We start from the raw sequence: 16091 nt of genomic DNA, 5'->3' as shown, positions 1-16091 counted from the left end.
GGGGCGAACACCTGACCCTTGAAGCAATGATGGCTCTCGTCCGCAGAGACCAGGCAATGATGAACACAGCCGAGCTATCGGCATTCGTCGACGCCCTGCTGGAACTCAAGCGCCGCGGCATTTACGACGGTTACATCAGTTTTGCCTTCGATGCCGGCAAATGGGTCTGCCTAAAGATCGACATCGGCGCGAACTATTTGACCAGGGAACTGGGGGTGCACATCGGCTCGCTGCCCACCGCTCAGGACGTGGCCGACTGCCTTCAGATCACGCCCTATGACAGCGCGCCCTGGGACACGACGAGCAACCCGAGCTTCCGGAACCAGCTCGAAGGCTGGATCGGGCCGAACATCCACAACCGGGTGCACGAGTGGGTCGGTGGCCACATGAGGCCGCTGAGCTCCCCGAACGACCCGGTGTTCTGGCTGCACCACGCCAACATCGACCGCCTGTGGGCCCAATGGCAGTACGAGCACTCCGACCTGACATACATGCCGCAGCACGGGGCGCGCCACAGGGGCAGAACGAGCCCGACGCCATGGATCCCTGGTTCGGGAACACCACCATCGCCAGCACACTCAACCACCAGGCCCTCGGCTACATATACGACACGGAACGGCCCGCGGCCCAAGGCGACCGCATGCTGCCCGGTGACATGCTCGTGGCCGACCAGTACCTGGTCTCCCAGAACGGCTCCTACACGTTCACGTACCAGAAGGACGGGAATCTGGTGCTGTATCGGAACGACGGTTCTACGTCCAGTACGACGGCCACGCGAGCATCTGCCGTCCGGACAGCACACTCGTAGACCGCGATCCGCTGCGCGAACTCCGCTCGCCAGCTTCTGGAAACCGCCGCCGAACAGAACACCCATGAGGGCCGACAGTGACCTTCTGCCATTCTGCTTGCCATGTCCGCACGAAATCGAAGACTGCCCCGGCACCGTGCCTGGCCACTGACCACCACCGACATCAACGAGCGTCTTGGCCCTTACATGACCCGTGTCACGGACCTGCAGTTCCTCACTGGGCATGACAGCGGGACCATCGTCCTGGGAGCCGAATGGGTCGCTCCGAACCCCCGCAACTACGGCCGCGGCATCCACCCGGACATGGTTGGCTTCCGCATAGACGTCCACCCAGTCGATGCCACTGAACGTGCTGCAACCCGCGCTGTTCTACGAGCGCATGCCCTCCCGCAACTCCACGAGTGGATCACGCAGGTGATCGCTGCCGACGAGACCTGGCAACTAACTCCTCACCAGCACTACTGGCGGCTCACCGACGGCCACCTCACCCACCACGACGAAGCGTGAACCGAGTCCGGACGACACGCACACCCCCACACCAGCGAGGTCACATGCGCGTGGATCGATCCTACTGGACGGTCACGGTGTGTAACCAATGTGTGGGTGGCGTGGGCTGAGGAGCGGCACGTCGCGCCCTTCAAGGCGCGGGCGGGGCCGGACAGTGGCGCCCGCCGGAGCAGGCCACTGTGGCGCAGCGCGGCTACGGCGGCTGAGTGAGAGCTGTACTCGGTGACGGTGGGTCGGCGAGAACCTGCTGACTGCCGTTCCCCGTTCTGAAGCAGAGCCCGGCTTGCCGACAAGCCGCTTCCGAGGGCCGTCACTGTAGCCACACTCTCCCCATGGCGGTCCGCCCAAGGGGTGAGTACGGCAGCAGCGGCACGCCGGGGCATTGGGGGATTCTCACAAAAGCCCCCTCGTCACGGACTTCTTCTCCCCTTCGTCGCCCACGCACTTGGGGCACCTTGCCCCAGCACAAGTCACCGAAGTCAGCATGGGCCTGGCCCTACACGCGAGCGGCAGCCCAGCATTGGGCTGACCAAACCCGCCTACAGATGTCCAGACACGAGAACGCAGCACTGTCCGTCGATGGACTTCGCAGGAGCGGTCGGCCCCTCGGGAAAACGGGGTGTCGAGCGGGAACAGCCACGTCCCGCGAGGGGCCTGCGCTTGAGCTGGAGCCCCAGGTCAGCGCACCCTTCCGCGCGGTTTCAGCGGCACCGGCGGGAGTTCAGGAGCGCGCAGTGGAGCGCCGTCGTACCCCACCACCTCACCGAATCGGGAGCCTGCCATCCAGTCCGAACGGGCCTGTGCGATGTCCTCGTTGGACCGCCCGATGAAGTTCCACCACATCACCAGCTCCTCCTCGAACGGCTCGCCGCCCAGGAGCATCAGGCCCGCGTCCGACTCCGCGCGCAGCGGCAGTTCGCTGCGGCCGCAGCCGAGGTAGAGCATCGAGCCCGGCAGGACCGGTACGCCGTCGACGTGGGCCTCGCCCGACATGGACAGGACGGCGTACTCGAAGTCCGGCTCCAGTGGCAGTCGTACGTCGGCGCCGCTCGCGAGGGACAGGTCGGCGCCCACGATCGGGGTGAACGTCGTGCCGGGCGAGGTCGCGCCGTCGACCTCGCCCAGGATCAGCGTGGCCTGGAGCCCCGGCGCCGTGACGACCGGCAGTTCCGCGTGGTGCTCGAAGCGCGGATCGGTGTGCCGGTGACTGTCCGGCAGGGCCACCCACAACTGTGCTCCGTGCAGGAACCGCGCGTGCGACTTGGGGCTTTCCTCGGAGTGACTGATCGCGCGGCCGGACGTCATCAGGCCCAGCTCGCGCGGGCGGATCGTCTGGAGGCTGCCCGTCGAGTCGCGGTGGAGGACCTCGCCCTCGTGCAGCCAGCTGACCGTCTGGAGCCCCATGTGCGGGTGCGGCGGGACCTGCATGCCTGGCTCGTCGGCGATGTCATCGGGACCGTAGTGATCGACGAAGCACCAGGCGCCGACCATACGGCGGCCTAGGTTGGGCAGCAGACGGCGGACTTCGGTGGACTCACCGAGCTTGACCTTGCGGGGGCTGAGGAGTTCGCGCACCGGCTCGGCCACCACGAACCCACGGCCGCCGCACAGCGTGGGCACTGCCTCGCGATCAAGATTGCTCATGTGGCAAACCTAGCCCCGGCCGGGACGGTCCGTCAGTCCATCCCCCCTCCCCTGGCCGGATCGGCCCCGTCCCTTCGGGATGCGGTGCGTCGCACCACGAGAAAATAGTAGCTATGGCTATAGTATCTATGTACAGTATCCGTCATGAGCAACACGGTGAGCGACACGGCCCCCGAGGGCGCGACCCCCGGTTTCCTGGTCTGGCGACTGTCGATGAAATGGCGCGTCGCGGTCGACCGGGCGGTCGCGCCGCTGGGGCTGACGCACGCGCAGTATTCGCTGGTCGCCACGCTGGTCGGCATGCACCGCACCGGGCTCAGGCCCAACCAGCGGCAGCTCGCCGACCACACCGGACTCGAAGCGCTCTACGTCTCGAAGCTGGCCCGCGCGCTGGAGTCCGGCGGCCTCGTCGACCGGACCCGCGACCCGGCGGACCCGCGCGCGATCCAGCTGTCGCTCACCCCGCGGGGACACGAGGTCGCCCAGCAGGCGATCAAGGTGGTCCACCGGCTGCTGGAGCAGCTCCTCCAGCCCTTGGGCGGCCTCGACAGCCCGCGCACGACGCGATTCACGCACGAACTGAGAACTCTGCTCGACGCACCACTCGACGCATCGATCGAACCCGGCACATCCACCGAACTCGGCACACCTGCCGCAGAGGAGCAGTCGTGACCACCACCAACCCCACCACCAACCTCACCACCAACCCCACCGTCAACGGTCAGGTCATAGGCCTTGCCCACTACGCCGGTCGCGGCCTGCTGGAGACCGTACTGGCCCGCACCGGCACCACGTTCGAGGAGTCGGTGGCCCTGCACGCGGCCGCGGCCGCCGGCGGAACTGTCGCGCGCGACCGGCTCGTCGACCGCCTGACCGGTGCGCTGAAGACCGGGGAAACACCCGCCCGGCAGGCCGTCGACGAGCTGATCGCCGCGAAGCTGCTGGACGAACCGGCACCCGGTCAGGTGTCGCTCACGGACAGCGGCCGGGAGCTGTTCGAAAGCATCCAGGCCGGCGGCAAGGAGATCGCGACCCGGCTGTACGCGGGCATCCCGGCCCAGGATCTGGAGACGGCCGGGCGTGTGCTGACGCTGGTGACGGAGCGGGCGAACGCGGAGCTTGCGGCCCTGTAAGGGCGGCACCGCCCCCCGACCCAGTCGTGGAATATTCAACCAAACCGGGCCGTTGTGAGCGTCGAAGGAGGTCAGCAGTGGAAACGACGTACTACGACCAGGGGACGGCCGCGGAGCGCTGGGAGCGCGCGCAGATGTTCTTCGACGCCAAGGACTACGCCGTCGCCGCGCGGATTCTGGACGGGCTGGTCGACGAGGTGCCGGAGCAGACCGGGCCGCGGCTGCTGCTGGCGCGTTCCTACTACCACTCGGCCCAGTTGGGCCGTGCGGAGGCCGAGCTGCGCATCCTCGTCGAGCGCGACCCCGTGGAGCACTACGCCCGGTTGATGCTGGGCCGCACGCTCCAGCGCCAGGGGCGGGACGACGAGGCGGACTCGCAGCTGCGGATCGCCTCGGCGCTCGCGGGCGACTTCGAGGCACGGTGATCCGTCCGCACGAGAAGCGTTCACTCGTTCCGTAGCGCCGTACGCATCCGCAGCGCAACGACGTACCCGTCGCGCTACGACGTATCCGTAGCGCTACGACGTATCCGTAGCGCAATGACGCAGAGGCTGAGCCCCGGTGGCAACGGGGCTCAGCCTCTTTCCGTGTACGGGCCTCAGAGGGGTGCGGCCGCGTGCAACTCGGCCAGGCGCGCCACCGGCCAGGCGCTCAGCGGCAGGACCAGCGGCGAGACCAGCGGCAGGAAGACAAAACCTCCACGAGGCGTCAGCCTTCCGTACCGCCGTCCGCCGTGTCCGCCGCGTCCAGGAGTGTGCGCAGGACCTGTTCGTCGTCCGGCGGCAGCGCGGTGACAAAGCTGGCCAGGACGGCTTCGCGGTCGCGTTCACCGTCGAGGAGGCGGCGCATCTTGAGCGCGGCGAGGCGCGCGACGTCGGCGGTCGGCGTCCAGGCGAAGGAACGCCCCTGCCGCTCGCGGGAGACGACGTCCTTGGCCAGCAGCCGGGTCAGGATGGTCACCACGGTGGTGTACGCGAGGTCGCCGCCGAGGTGCTCCTGCACCCAGGACGCGGTCACCGGGCCGTCCGCCTCGCGCAGCGCGCCGAGCACCTGGACCTCCAGCTCGCCCTGCCCGCGGCGCCGGGAACCGCGGTGCGGGCTGTTGGCCTCGCGCTGTGCCATGTCCGACTCCCTCCGGCATCCGCGTGTCCGGCTACGCTACCTGCCTTCCGTAAGTGCGCTGCCCACGCCGGTGGGCGATCTCGCCGAGGACGACGTCCACGGCGATGAACACCGCCAGCGGGATGCCGAGCAGCGGCACGAAGTAGCCGAGGACGGCTATCACCGCCATGCACGGTACGAGGATCTGCGGAGGGACCTGCTGCCAGGCGCCGCGCGGGATCGGCCGGCCGAAGGCGGAGGCCCGGCCGCGCTGCCACCACATGCGGTAGCCCCAGACGATCAGCAGGACCAGGGACAGGGCGAGGGCCATCAACGCGATCTGGTTGACGAGCCCGAACAGGACGCCGGTGTGGGCGTCGATGCCCCAGCGGGTCAGCTTGGCGAGCAGCGGATAGTCGGCGAACCGGAGCGTGTCGGTGACCTCGCCGGTCGCCGGGTCCACGGCCACCGAGTCCTGCTTCTCGGGCCAGCTGCGCTGGACCTGCTTCACCACGTACGTGGACGACGCGTCGGCGGGCGGGACGATCTCGACGGGATCGCCGAGCCCCTTGGCACGGGCGGCGGCGAGGATCTTGTCGAGGCCCACGCCGTGCTCGGTACCGCCGGTTCCCGCCGCGGCGTCGTGGCCCGCGTGCTCGCCGGCCGCCGCCGCCGACACCGACGGGGTGGCCTGGCCGAGCGAGGTGCGCAGTTCGTCGATGTTGGCGCCGGCGTAGGTGGACCAGGTCAGGCCGGTGGCCGAGAGGAAGAAGAAGCCGGCCGCGGCCCAGACGCCGACCGTGCCGTGCAGGCCCAGGGTGCGGCGGCGCCCGCTCGTCCCGCGCACCTTGCGCTGCGCGCGCCGACGCCCGAACCACAGCACGAGGCCGCCGCCCGCGATCACCCACAGCCAGCTCGCGGCGAGTTCGCTGTACAGGCGCCCGTTCTCACCCAGCTGGAGATCGCGGTGGAACTCGTCGATCCAGGTGCGCAGGGGCAGCGCGCCGGTCGATCCGTACTGTTCCAGCGAGCCCCGCACCTTGCCGGTGTACGGGTCGACGAAGACGGCGAGGGTGTGGCCCTCGTCGACGCCCTTGACGCCGGACAGCAGCACCCTGGTCGTCGCGTCCGCCTCCGGGGAGGGGCGCACGGCCGTGAGTGTGCCCTCGGGGTGGGCCTTGCGGGCGGCGGCGACCTGCTGGGAGATCGGCAGCTCGGTGTCGCCGACGGGGACGGTCAGCTCATGCGCGTACACGATCTTCTCGGCCTGGTAGGAAGCCGCGTAGAGGAATCCGGTCAGCGCGGCGACCAGCAGGAACGGGGCCACGAGCAGGCCGGCGTAGAAGTGCAGGCGCAGGACCAGGGGGCGCAGCGGGGCCCATCTGGCGGGCCCGGGCGTACCGGACTGCGGGGGCTCGTCCGTCGTGGTCGAGGGAGCGTCTGGGGCGGAGGGAGCGGTGGTCATCGGCGGGCTTCTCCGGGGGACGGGGAATGGGGAATGGGGACGTGGGACAACCTCGGGGCACGGGACCCGGGAGGGCCGTGGCGCTTCAGTAGTCGGGGCGGAGTGCGGGTGAGTTCCCGCGGATGTACGTGACCTGGGCCACATGGCCGCGGGGACGGGCCTCGTGCCGCTCGATCTGCCTGGCATGCTGACGCGATGGCATCCGAAAGTGACCGCACGGTCCCCGACACCCGCTCCGCCTCCCGCCCGCTCGCCGACCGTGTCGAGGAACTCCTCGCCACCGGCGGCCCGTTGCCGATCGTCGCGGCCGGCGACCCGGTGCTGCGCCGCGGCGCCGAGCCCTACGACGGGCAGCTCGGACCCGGGCTCCTCGCCCGCTTCGTCGAGGCCCTGCGCCTGACCATGCACGCGGCGCCGGGCGTCGGCCTCGCGGCGCCCCAGGTGGGGGTGGGGCTGCGGATCGCGGTCATCGAGGACCCGGCGCCGGTGCCGGAGGAGGTGGGGGCGGTGCGGGGGCGGGTGCCGCAGCCCTTCCGGGTGCTGGTCAACCCGTCGTACGAGGCCGTCGGCAGCGACCGGGCCGCGTTCTTCGAGGGCTGCCTCAGCGTGCCGGGCTGGCAGGCTGTGGTGGCCCGGCCCGCCCGGGTGCGGCTGACCGCGCTGGACGAGCACGGTCGCGCCGTGGACGAGGAGTTCACCGGCTGGCCCGCCCGCATCGTCCAGCACGAGACGGACCACCTCGACGGCATGCTCTATCTCGACCGGGCGGAGCTGCGGTCGCTGTCGTCGAACGAGGCGATGGCACTGCGGTGGAGCCAGCCGACGCCGGAACGGGCGGCGGCGGCACTGGGGTTCGCGCTGCCCGACTGAGTGCGCGCCGCCCGACCGAGAACGCCGGTCGGCTCAGAATCGCGGGCGCCCGACGCGGTGCCCGCGCTGCCGTGTCCAAAGGGCCTGCCCCATGGTGAGTTCCGGCTCGGGCAGGGTCAGGCCGCGGTCTCCGGGGCGGTGCGTCGCGAGCCGGAGTACGACCCGCGTACCGGGCCGTACTCCGGTCGTGCGCCAACGCGGCGAGGGGCCGCCCCGGACGCCGCGGCTGATGTCGCCGCGACGTCGCGGACCGGGCCGGCCCAACAGACCGACGCGTCCTGCCGGTCCAAGACACCGACGCGTCCGACGACAGGCCCTAGGCGTCCCGGTAGGCCTCCAGGAGCCGCAGCCATACCTCGCTGATCGTCGGATACGAGGGCACCGCATGCCACAGCCGGCCGATCGGCACCTCGCCGGCGACGGCGATCGTCGCCGAGTGGATCAGTTCGCCCACGCCAGGGCCGACGAAGGTCACGCCGAGGAGGGTCTCGCGGTTGACGTCGACGACCATGCGGGCCCGGCCGCGGTAGCCGTCGGCGTACAGACCGGCGCCCGCGACCGAGGAGAACTCGACGTCGACGGCGCGGACGTGGTGCCCGGCCCGCTCCGCCTCGGCGAGGGAGAGACCCACGGCCGCCGCCTCCGGGTCGGTGAAGACGACCTGGGGGACGGCCGCGTGGTCGGCGGTGGCGGCGTGGGCGCCCCAGGGATCCGATTCCAGCAGGGGCACGCCCGAGGCCCGGGCGGCGATGGCCGCGCCCGCGATCCGGGCCTGGTACTTGCCCTGGTGGGTGAGGAGCGCCCGGTGGTTCACATCGCCGACCGCGTACAGCCAGTCGCTGCCCGTCACCCGGAGGCTGTCGTCGACGGACAGCCACGAGCCGGGCTCCAGACCCACCGTGTCGAGGCCCAGATCGTCGGTGCGCGGGGCGCGGCCCGTGGCGAAGAGGATCTCGTCCGCCTCGATGCGGTCGCCCGTGTCCGTCAGCACCACCACGGTCGGGCCCTCGCGGGTCACCGCCGACACCGATGTGCCGGTGCGGACGTCGGCGCCCGCCTCCTTGAGCGCCTCCGCCACCAGTTCCCCGGCGAACGGCTCCATACGGGGCAACAGACCCTTCCCGCGGACGAGGACCGTGACCTCGGAGCCGAGTGCCCGCCAGGCGGTGGCCATCTCGACGGCGACCACACCGCCGCCGACCACGATCAGCCGGCCGGGGGCGGCCTGAGCGCTGGTGGCCTCGCGGCTCGTCCACGGTTCGACCTGGTCGAGGCCCGGCAGGTCGGGCAGCAGGGCGCGGCTGCCGGTGCACACCGCGACCGCGTGCCGGGCGGTCAGTACCCGGCGATCACCGTCGGGGCCCGTCACCGTCACCTCGCGGGGTCCGGACAGGCGCCCGTGCCCCCGGTACAGGTCGGCCCCGATGCCGTCGAGCCAGCCGACCTGGCCGTCGTCCTTCCAGTGCGAGACCTCGTAGTCCCGGTGGGCGAGGACCGCTGCCGTGTCGAGGTGGCCCTGCGCGAGGTGGCTCACGCCGGGCACGCGGCGGGCGTCGGCGCGGGCGATGACCGGGCGCAGCAGGGCCTTGCTGGGCATGCAGGCCCAGTAGGAGCACTCGCCGCCGACCAGCTCGCTCTCGACGACCGCGGTGGACAGGCCGGCCGCGCGGGTGCGGTCGGCGACGTTCTCCCCCACCGGACCGGCCCCGAGCACCACGACGTCGTACGCGATGGATTCCGTTTCCGTCATGGGGTCAGTCTGGTAGCTGGTGTGCGTGCTGGCCACACGGGTACGCGCGCGGAATACGGCGCCGGAGGGTGGCGTTGTGGACAGCGGCTTGCCCCGAGCCCCCGACACCAGGAAGAGGGAAACACGCCATGAGCAGCACCGTGGAGCTCACCAAGGAGAACTTCGACCAGACGGTCACGGACAACGAGTTCGTCCTGATCGACTTCTGGGCGTCCTGGTGCGGGCCGTGCCGTCAGTTCGCCCCGGTCTACGAGAAGGCGGCGGAGGCCAATCCGGACCTGGTGTTCGCCAAGGTCGACACCGAGGCTCAGCCCGAGCTGGCCGCGGCCTTCGACATCCAGTCGATCCCGACGCTGATGATCGTCCGCGACCAGGTCGCCGTGTTCGCCCAGCCGGGCGCCCTGCCCGAGGCAGCCCTGGAGGACGTGATCGGACAGGCCCGGAAGCTGGACATGGACGAGGTCCGCAAGGCGGTCGCGGCACAGCAGGCGCAGGCTCAGGCACAGCAGGGCGAGTAGCACCCGCTCAGGATCAGGCATCGCCCCGGTCGAGCGTGCGGCGTTCGCGGCATGCCGTGATGAGGAACGGGCCGCCTGCCCCGGGCCCGGGGCAGGCGCAACTCCGGGGAGCGGTCGGGGAGTCGGGTCCGAATCGCCCGAGGGCGTTCCCCGGGACCCGTGACCCGTGAGCCGGGCCCGGACGTTCAGCTGGATTCCCGCTGTACGACCCTCGTGCCGAGCACCTCGTGCACCTCGGGTGCGACGCCCGGATCGCGTACCGCGCGATCGACCAGCTCCGCGAGGTCGCGCCCCGACGGCAGCTCGATGTGGACCGTGCTCAGGCGTGGCCGCAGCAGCCGGCCGAGCATCAGGTCGTCGGCGCCGATCACGGCCGTCTCCCGCGGAATGGCGATGCCCTCGTCCTGGAGGGCGCGCATGAGCAGCATCGCGTACTCGTCGTTGTACGCGAAGACGGCGTCCAGGCCCAGCGGGCGCCAGCGCGCGGCGAGGCGGGCCGCGGCCTCCTCCTCGTAGGCGAGCGGCAGTTCGGTGACGGTGGCCCCGGTGCCCTGGAGGGCCCGCCGGACGCCTTCGAGCCGGGGCTTGGAGAACATCTCCAAGCCGGGCTCCTCGGGTACCACGACCCCTACCGCGCGGCGGCCGCGGGCGAGCAGGTGCCGGCCGGCGCTGTGGCCGACCCCCTCGTGGTCCAGCAGCACCGCGTGGGCGCCCTCGACGCGTTCGGCGCCGAGGGTGACGACGGCGCGGGCGCCGGAGCGCTTGAGCACGGCCAGGCCCTGGGGCCCGAGCCCGCCGCCGGGCACGAGGACGGCGACCGGCCGCAGCTCGGCCCAGGCGCGGGCCGCCTCGTCGCCGTGCGGCGACAGGTCGCCGTACTGCACCACGGTGTACTCAAGTCGGCTGAGCGCCCACTGCAGTTCGTTGAAGAACTGGTTGTAGAGCGGTCCGACCGGCACGTTCGGCGTCGGGATCAGGACCATACGGCTGTGCCCGGCGCGCAGGCTGCGGGCCGCGGCGTGCGGGACGTACCCGAGTTCCTTGGCGGCCTCGTGGACGCGGCGGCGCGTGGGCTCGCTGATCCGGACGGCGCTGGTGTTGTTGAGCACGTACGAGACGGTCGCGCGCGAGACTCCCGCCAGGCGTGCCACATCGGCGCTCGTCGGCACGGAGCGTGGTGCGGACGGCGAAGGGACGGGCTCGTTCGGTATGTGCACCATGACGTACGGCATCTTTGCAGAAGACGGCGGCGGCGCTCCGTACCGGGGCAACTTCCGCTCGGAACAAGCGCTTTCCCGACATTCATCGGCCAGATGCACCCCTGAACACCCGTTTCCGGGGCGGAAGTTCGAGATCCCGTACCGCGTCGGGCGCCGGGCGGTTACCGTTCGGTAGACGTCGTCCACCCGGAGGTGTCCCGCATGGCTGCCGAACGCGCCGACACCCCTCCCGAGCGTGCCGAGGGCCTCGCCCGGTGCGCCCGGGCCCTGGCCGACGGCGAGGTGACCTCGCGCGAGCTCGTCGAGCGGACGCTGGCCCGGATCGAGGCGACGCAGCCCTCGCTGAACGCGTTCCGGCTGGTGCGCGCCGAGGCCTCGCTCGCCGAGGCACAGGCGGCGGACCGGGAGCTGGCGGCGGGGGCGCGGCGGCCGCTGCTCGGGGTGCCGGTGGCGGTGAAGGACGACATGGACGTGGCGGGCGAACCGACCGCGTTCGGCTGTCGGGGCGAGTTCCCGCCGCGGGCCGAGGACAGTGAGGCGGTACGGCGGCTGCGGGCGGCCGGGGCGGTGATCGTCGGCAAGACCAACACCTGCGAGCTGGGCCAGTGGCCGTTCACCGAGGGGCCCGCTTTCGGCGCCACCCGCAATCCCTGGCATCCGGACCACACGCCGGGCGGTTCCTCGGGCGGCTCGGCGGCCGCGGTCGCCGCGGGCCTGGTCCCGGCCGCCCTGGGCTCGGACGGTGCGGGTTCCGTCCGCATCCCGGCCTCCTGGACGCATCTGGTCGGCATCAAACCGCAGCGCGGCCGGATCTCCACCTGGCCGCGCCCCGAGTCCTTCCAGGGCATCACGGTCAACGGAACGCTCGCCCGTACGGTCGCCGACGCGGCGCTGCTCCTGGACGCGGCGAGCGGCAACCACGCGGGCGACCTGCACCGCCCGCCCGCCACCGGCGTCCTGGAGGCCGTCGGGCGCGAGCCGGGCCGGCTGCGGATCGCCCTCTCGCTCAAGCCCCCGTTCACGGCGCTGCCCGCCCGGCTCGATCCCCGGGTACGGGCGCGGGTCCTCGAGCTGGCGGAGCGGCTGGCGGCGCTCGGGCACGTGGTCGAGGAGGCGGAGCCGCGCTACGGCCGGATCGGACTGACGTTCGTCCCGCGGGCCACGGCCGGCCTGGCGGAGTGGGTGCGCGACGCGCCGTTTCCGGACCTCCTCGACCGGCGCACCCGCGACGCCGCCCGCCTCGGCCGACTGCTCGGCGGAGCACCCCTGCGCCTGGCACGGGCGGCGGAGGCCAGGCTGCACCGGCGGGTCGGGGCGCTCTTCGACGTGTACGACGTACTCCTCGCGCCGACGACCGCCGCTCCCCCGCCGCACATCGGCTCGATGGTGAACCTGAACGGTTTCGGGACCGACCGCGCCATGATCGCCGCCTGCCCCTACGCCTGGCCGTGGAACGTGCTGGGCTGGCCGGGCGTCAACGTCCCCGCCGGTTTCGTGGACGGCGGCCCCTCCCCGGCCGAGGGCGGCCGAGACGGCGGACTCCTGCCCGTGGGCGCCCAGTTGCTGGGCCCGGCGCACAGCGAACCCCTGCTCGTCTCGCTCGCCGCCCAGCTGGAGGCGGACCGGCGATGGCACGAACAGTGGCCTCCGGCCTCGACGGACGCCGACTCGGCGGCGACCCGGAGGAGTTCGGGCCGTACGCTGTGACCATGGACGATGCGTCGATGGTCGGGTTGATGGGGCGGGTCACCGGCACGATCGGCCCCGGGCTCGTCGGCGAGGTGATCGTCCGGGTGCGCGGCGGCGCGGAACACTTCCTGGCGTATCCGGCGTCCGCGCAGGACCGGATCGAGCCGGGCACGGTGGTGATGGTGATCGAGTACCTGCCGCCGCGGACCGTCTACGTGGCTGCGGCGTACGACAGTTGAGCCGCCCGTCCCCCAGGTGAGAGCCGTACGCGTCAAGATTGCGACAAGGACGCGTCAGCGTCTGTATTTCGGCCTTGCACAGGAGCACACTCCCGTTCGTTCGGTGCCGTCAGGGCACCATCCAAAGGGGGCGTATGCCGATGATTGTCGGCGTCGTGGCGGGGGCAGCAGTCCTCGCACTGATCTTCATCGTTGTGGTCTTCAAGCTCATGTGGCGCGTCGCGGAGCCCAACGAAGCACTGATCATCTCCGGTTCGAAGCATCGGACCGAAGGCCTTGAAGAAGGCATGGGTTTCCGCATCGTGACGGGGCGCGGCACGCTGGTGCTGCCGGGCGTGCAAGCGGTCCGCAAGATGTCGCTCGATCTCAACGAGACCGAGCTGTCCGTGGACTGCGTCACCACGCAGGGCATTCCGCTGAAGGTGCGGGGCGTGGTCATCTTCAAGGTGGGCGACGACTTCGTGTCGATCGCCAACGCGGGCCGCCGCTTCCTCGACCAGCAGAAGCTGATGGCGGAGCGGGTGCACAACGTGTTCGCCGGTCATCTGCGGTCCATCGTGGGCGGGTTGACGGTCGAGGACATGATCCGCGACCGCGAGAAGCTCACCGGGCAGACGCGTGCCGCGTGCGGTACGGAGATGGAGAAGCTGGGTCTGATCGTCGACTCGCTCCAGATCCACGAGATCGAGGACCCGACCGGGTACATCAAGAACCTGGCCATGCCGCACGCGGCCGCCGTGCAGCGGGACGCGCGGATCGCGCAGGCGGAGGCGAACCGTCTCGCCACCGAGGCCGAGCAGTTGGCCGCGTCCCGGATGTCGGAGGCGACCCGGGACAGCGAGATCCTGCAAGCCGGGTACCAGGCCGAGCGTGACAAGGCGGCCGCCAAGGCCAAGCAGGCCGGTCCGCTCGCCGACGCCGCCGCGCGCCAGGACGTCGTCGTCCAGGAGACGCGGGTCGCCGAACTCGAGGCGCACCGCCGTGAGCAACAGCTCCAGGCGGACGTCCGCAAGCCGGCCGACGCGAAGGCGTACGAGACCCGGGCCCGCGCCGAGGCCGACCGCGACGCGCGCATCTCCGCGGCGCAGGCCAAGGCCAAGGAGACGGAGCTGGCGGCCGCGGCCGAGGCGACCCGGGTGAAGACGGCGGCGAGCGCCGAGGCCGAGGCGACGAAGGCGCGCGGTGCCGCCTCCGCGACGGCGACCCGGGCCACCGGTGAGGCCGAGGCGGCCGCGGCGCAGGCGAAGGGGCTCGCGGTGGCCGAGGCGACCCGGGCGAAGGGTCTCGCGGAGGCGGAGGCCATCAAGGCGCGGGCGGCCGCACTCGCCGAGAACCAGGAGGCGGTGGTCGCGCAGCAACTCGCCGAGAACTGGCCGGAGATAGTCCAGGCGGGCGCGAGCGCCTTCAACAACGTCGAGCACATGGTGCTGCTCAACGGCGCCGACGGCATGGGCGACATGTTCGCCAAGGCGCTCACCATGGGCGGCACGGGGCTGGGTCTGGCCCGCCAGCTGCTGGCGTCGATGAACCAGAACGGGACGGCGGGCGGCGGCGCCGCCGGGCTCAACGGGTTCGTGCCCGCGCGTACGGAGAAGGTGCCGGTGGAGAAGGACGAGGGGTGAAACGGTAAGGCTTCGGGCGTACGGGAGTTGTCCCCCGTACGCCCGAAGTGCCGTACCCGTTCGGCGAGCCGTGCCGAGCAGGCTCTACCGTGACCCGCGTGACTGCCTTTACCGATGAAGACATTCCCGGCCGCCACGGCCCTTCCGCGACCACCGAGGCCGAACCCCGCACGGTGGGCCGGGTGCGGACCGAGTACTCCCCCGCGCACGACGGTGACCCCGACCCCGGCGAGATCGTCTGGACCTGGGTGCCCTTCGAGGAGAACGACGGGCGCGGCAAGGACCGCCCGGTGCTCGTCGTCGCCCGGGAGGCGGCCGGCACGCTGCTGGCGGTGCAGCTCTCCAGCAAGCGGCACGACGGCGACCGGGAGTGGGTGCCGATCGGCAGCGGGCCCTGGGACAGGTCGGGACGCGACTCCTGGGTGGCCGTGGACCGCGTGCTGCGGCTGCACGAGAGCGGCATGCGGCGGGAGGCCTGCGCCCTGGACCGGATGCGGTTCAACCTGGTGGTGCACCGGCTGCGGGAGCGCTACGGCTGGCGCTGAGCGCCCCGCACCTCGCCATCGAACGCACGCTCGAAGGCGCCTCTGGTCGCCGTCCCCGGCGTCCGGTCGAGGACGCCGAACACGACGTGCTCGAAGTGCCCGGCGAACCGGCCCCCGGGACCCAGCAGCCCGTGGAACGCCCCCGCCACCTGCGCGGGGTCGTTCCGGAACACTCCGCAGCCCCAGGCGCCCAGCACCAGCCGCCGGTAGCCGTGCGTCACCGCCGTCTCCAGCACCCGCTCGGCGCGTGCCGCGAGGGCCCGCGGCAGCTCGGGGGCCCGCTCCGGCGCGCTGCGCAGCACGACCCCGGCATTCGGCGCCGCGGCGGTGAGGAAGCCGACCGGATACGGCTTGTCGAGCAGGCGCCCGCGGTCGTCTCGGAAGACCGGCACGGCGGGCGAATGGATGACCCGGTCCGTGTAGAACGGATCCCGGTGCGCCCGGTGGTGCTCGTAGAACGCGCGGGCCCCCAGCACGCACGTGTACAGCGCGGAGGCCCGGCACAGGGCCTCCTCCTGGGCCTGTGCGCCGTTCAGATAGCCGCCGCCCGGATTGCGGGCCGAGGCGAAGTTCAGTACGGCGACCGGATCGCCCGCCCGCTCCGTCAGTCGCCGGGCCGCCTCCAGGCTGCTCTCACCGGTCACCTCGAAGAGCGTGGCGACCGGGCCGACCTGCGATATCTCCACAGGGTCCGGCCCATACACCCGGGTCGCGGCCCGTGCGGCCTCGACCGCCGCGGCGATCGACACCGCACGCCCGTCGGACGCGTGGTACCGGCCCGCCGCGACGATCTCCTCCGTCTCCCGCGCGATCGCGCGCAGGCGCGCGCTCACAGCACCACCCCCGTGGACGCTGTGAGGCCCCCGCCTGCGATTTCCCCTGCCGCGATCTCCCCCGTCGTGCTCATGAACGAATGGTGAGCGATGCTGGACATACGCCGCAACAGAGTTTCCCTGTCCCCGACACAACGGTTCTCGGTT

At 71.6% G+C, this 16091-nt stretch carries 17 protein-coding genes and 1 pseudogene; 12 read left to right on the top strand and 6 right to left on the bottom strand.

Annotated elements, in window-relative coordinates:
- Positions 1-26: 26 nt before the first annotated feature.
- The 3 genes and pseudogenes from SAVERM_RS46005 to SAVERM_RS37770 form a co-directional block, all read left to right on the top strand.
- Positions 27-410 (top strand): annotated as a pseudogene (locus SAVERM_RS46005) (tyrosinase family protein); the annotation flags it as partial.
- A gap of 128 nt (positions 411-538) precedes the next feature.
- On the top strand, positions 539-808 hold the full coding sequence (locus tag SAVERM_RS45125) for a hypothetical protein (protein WP_037647121.1): 270 nt from the start codon (positions 539-541) through the stop codon (positions 806-808).
- Positions 809-910: 102 nt separating this feature from the next.
- A complete protein-coding gene (locus SAVERM_RS37770) occupies positions 911-1315 on the top strand; it encodes a hypothetical protein (RefSeq protein WP_037647119.1) in 405 nt (134 codons plus the stop codon).
- A 678-nt stretch (positions 1316-1993) separates the two neighbouring features.
- Here the strand turns inward: SAVERM_RS37770 and SAVERM_RS37765 are convergent.
- A complete protein-coding gene (locus SAVERM_RS37765) occupies positions 1994-2959 on the bottom strand; it encodes a pirin family protein (protein WP_010988750.1) in 966 nt (321 codons plus the stop codon).
- A gap of 144 nt (positions 2960-3103) precedes the next feature.
- On the opposite strand from SAVERM_RS37765, the gene SAVERM_RS37760 reads away from it, so the two are divergent.
- The 3 genes from SAVERM_RS37760 to SAVERM_RS37750 all read left to right on the top strand — a co-directional run bounded on the left by SAVERM_RS37760 (position 3104) and on the right by SAVERM_RS37750 (position 4517).
- Positions 3104-3631: a MarR family winged helix-turn-helix transcriptional regulator gene (locus SAVERM_RS37760; protein WP_010988749.1), complete on the top strand. Its 528-nt coding sequence runs from the start codon at positions 3104-3106 to the stop codon at positions 3629-3631.
- Positions 3628-4092 carry a winged helix DNA-binding protein gene (locus tag SAVERM_RS37755; protein ID WP_010988748.1) on the top strand — a complete coding sequence of 155 codons (465 nt, stop codon included), beginning with the start codon at positions 3628-3630 and terminating at the stop codon, positions 4090-4092. Before SAVERM_RS37760 ends, SAVERM_RS37755 begins: the two co-directional genes overlap by 4 nt.
- Positions 4093-4169: 77 nt before the next feature.
- Entirely contained in the window at positions 4170-4517 is a 348-nt protein-coding gene (locus SAVERM_RS37750; RefSeq protein ID WP_010988747.1) for a tetratricopeptide repeat protein, read from the top strand.
- Positions 4518-4800: 283 nt separating this feature from the next.
- Here the strand turns inward: SAVERM_RS37750 and SAVERM_RS37745 are convergent, their stop codons facing one another.
- Both SAVERM_RS37745 and SAVERM_RS37740 read right to left on the bottom strand, forming a co-directional pair.
- Positions 4801-5214 carry a BlaI/MecI/CopY family transcriptional regulator gene (locus SAVERM_RS37745; protein ID WP_010988746.1) on the bottom strand — a complete coding sequence of 138 codons (414 nt, stop codon included), beginning with the start codon at positions 5212-5214 and terminating at the stop codon, positions 4801-4803.
- A gap of 31 nt (positions 5215-5245) precedes the next feature.
- Positions 5246-6658 carry a PepSY-associated TM helix domain-containing protein gene (locus SAVERM_RS37740; protein ID WP_010988745.1) on the bottom strand — a complete coding sequence of 471 codons (1413 nt, stop codon included), beginning with the start codon at positions 6656-6658 and terminating at the stop codon, positions 5246-5248.
- Positions 6659-6853: 195 nt separating this feature from the next.
- Here SAVERM_RS37740 and SAVERM_RS37735 point away from each other — a divergent pair, with 195 nt between their 5' ends.
- The gene (locus SAVERM_RS37735; protein WP_010988744.1) at positions 6854-7528 is read left to right on the top strand and encodes a peptide deformylase; all 675 of its coding nucleotides are present in this window, start codon (positions 6854-6856) and stop codon (positions 7526-7528) included.
- A 316-nt stretch (positions 7529-7844) separates the two neighbouring features.
- Here the strand turns inward: SAVERM_RS37735 and SAVERM_RS37730 are convergent, their stop codons facing one another.
- On the bottom strand, positions 7845-9278 hold the full coding sequence (locus tag SAVERM_RS37730) for a dihydrolipoyl dehydrogenase family protein (RefSeq protein WP_010988743.1): 1434 nt from the start codon (positions 9276-9278) through the stop codon (positions 7845-7847).
- A gap of 128 nt (positions 9279-9406) precedes the next feature.
- Here SAVERM_RS37730 and trxA point away from each other — a divergent pair, with 128 nt between their 5' ends.
- Positions 9407-9796, top strand: coding sequence for a thioredoxin (gene trxA, locus SAVERM_RS37725; protein ID WP_010988742.1), 390 nt, complete (start codon positions 9407-9409; stop codon positions 9794-9796).
- Positions 9797-9981: 185 nt separating this feature from the next.
- Here trxA and SAVERM_RS37720 read toward each other — a convergent pair whose 3' ends face one another.
- Positions 9982-11028, bottom strand: coding sequence for a LacI family DNA-binding transcriptional regulator (locus tag SAVERM_RS37720; protein ID WP_171033146.1), 1047 nt, complete (start codon positions 11026-11028; stop codon positions 9982-9984).
- A 189-nt stretch (positions 11029-11217) separates the two neighbouring features.
- Here SAVERM_RS37720 and SAVERM_RS37715 point away from each other — a divergent pair, with 189 nt between their 5' ends.
- From SAVERM_RS37715 to SAVERM_RS37700, 4 genes are all read left to right on the top strand, one after another.
- On the top strand, positions 11218-12723 hold the full coding sequence (locus SAVERM_RS37715; RefSeq protein WP_037647118.1) for an amidase: 1506 nt from the start codon (positions 11218-11220) through the stop codon (positions 12721-12723).
- On the top strand, positions 12720-12944 hold the full coding sequence (locus SAVERM_RS37710) for a hypothetical protein (RefSeq protein WP_037647214.1): 225 nt from the start codon (positions 12720-12722) through the stop codon (positions 12942-12944). Before SAVERM_RS37715 ends, SAVERM_RS37710 begins: the two co-directional genes overlap by 4 nt.
- Before the next feature lie 134 nt (positions 12945-13078).
- Positions 13079-14566, top strand: coding sequence for an SPFH domain-containing protein (locus tag SAVERM_RS37705; protein ID WP_037647117.1), 1488 nt, complete (start codon positions 13079-13081; stop codon positions 14564-14566).
- Positions 14567-14664: 98 nt separating this feature from the next.
- Entirely contained in the window at positions 14665-15111 is a 447-nt protein-coding gene (locus SAVERM_RS37700) for a type II toxin-antitoxin system PemK/MazF family toxin (RefSeq protein ID WP_037647212.1), read from the top strand.
- Here the strand turns inward: SAVERM_RS37700 and SAVERM_RS37695 are convergent.
- Positions 15096-15944: a TIGR02452 family protein gene (locus SAVERM_RS37695; protein WP_037647116.1), complete on the bottom strand. Its 849-nt coding sequence runs from the start codon at positions 15942-15944 to the stop codon at positions 15096-15098. The two genes, SAVERM_RS37700 and SAVERM_RS37695, sit on opposite strands and share 16 nt — an antisense overlap.
- Between the last annotated feature and the right edge of the window lie 147 nt (positions 15945-16091).

The sequence above is a fragment of the Streptomyces avermitilis MA-4680 = NBRC 14893 genome (assembly GCF_000009765.2).
GTDB lineage: Bacteria > Actinomycetota > Actinomycetes > Streptomycetales > Streptomycetaceae > Streptomyces > Streptomyces avermitilis.
Note: the sequence above shows the minus strand (reverse complement) of the source record. Positions and strands in the feature narration are given on the sequence as shown.

Excerpts from the sequence above, each read along its gene's own strand:
- SAVERM_RS37715 (WP_037647118.1), top strand. The coding sequence starts at position 11,218 with ATGGCTGCCGAACGCGCCGACACCCCTCCCGAGCGTGCCGAGGGCCTC.
- SAVERM_RS37705 (WP_037647117.1), top strand. The coding sequence starts at position 13,079 with ATGCCGATGATTGTCGGCGTCGTGGCGGGGGCAGCAGTCCTCGCACTG.
- SAVERM_RS37735 (WP_010988744.1), top strand. The coding sequence starts at position 6,854 with ATGGCATCCGAAAGTGACCGCACGGTCCCCGACACCCGCTCCGCCTCC.
- SAVERM_RS37730 (WP_010988743.1), bottom strand. The coding sequence starts at position 9,278 with ATGACGGAAACGGAATCCATCGCGTACGACGTCGTGGTGCTCGGGGCC.
- SAVERM_RS45125 (WP_037647121.1), top strand. The coding sequence starts at position 539 with ATGGATCCCTGGTTCGGGAACACCACCATCGCCAGCACACTCAACCAC.
- SAVERM_RS37760 (WP_010988749.1), top strand. The coding sequence starts at position 3,104 with ATGAGCAACACGGTGAGCGACACGGCCCCCGAGGGCGCGACCCCCGGT.
- SAVERM_RS37740 (WP_010988745.1), bottom strand. The coding sequence starts at position 6,658 with ATGACCACCGCTCCCTCCGCCCCAGACGCTCCCTCGACCACGACGGAC.
- SAVERM_RS37745 (WP_010988746.1), bottom strand. The coding sequence starts at position 5,214 with ATGGCACAGCGCGAGGCCAACAGCCCGCACCGCGGTTCCCGGCGCCGC.
- trxA (WP_010988742.1), top strand. The coding sequence starts at position 9,407 with ATGAGCAGCACCGTGGAGCTCACCAAGGAGAACTTCGACCAGACGGTC.
- SAVERM_RS37770 (WP_037647119.1), top strand. The coding sequence starts at position 911 with ATGTCCGCACGAAATCGAAGACTGCCCCGGCACCGTGCCTGGCCACTG.
- SAVERM_RS37720 (WP_171033146.1), bottom strand. The coding sequence starts at position 11,028 with ATGCCGTACGTCATGGTGCACATACCGAACGAGCCCGTCCCTTCGCCG.
- SAVERM_RS37765 (WP_010988750.1), bottom strand. The coding sequence starts at position 2,959 with ATGAGCAATCTTGATCGCGAGGCAGTGCCCACGCTGTGCGGCGGCCGT.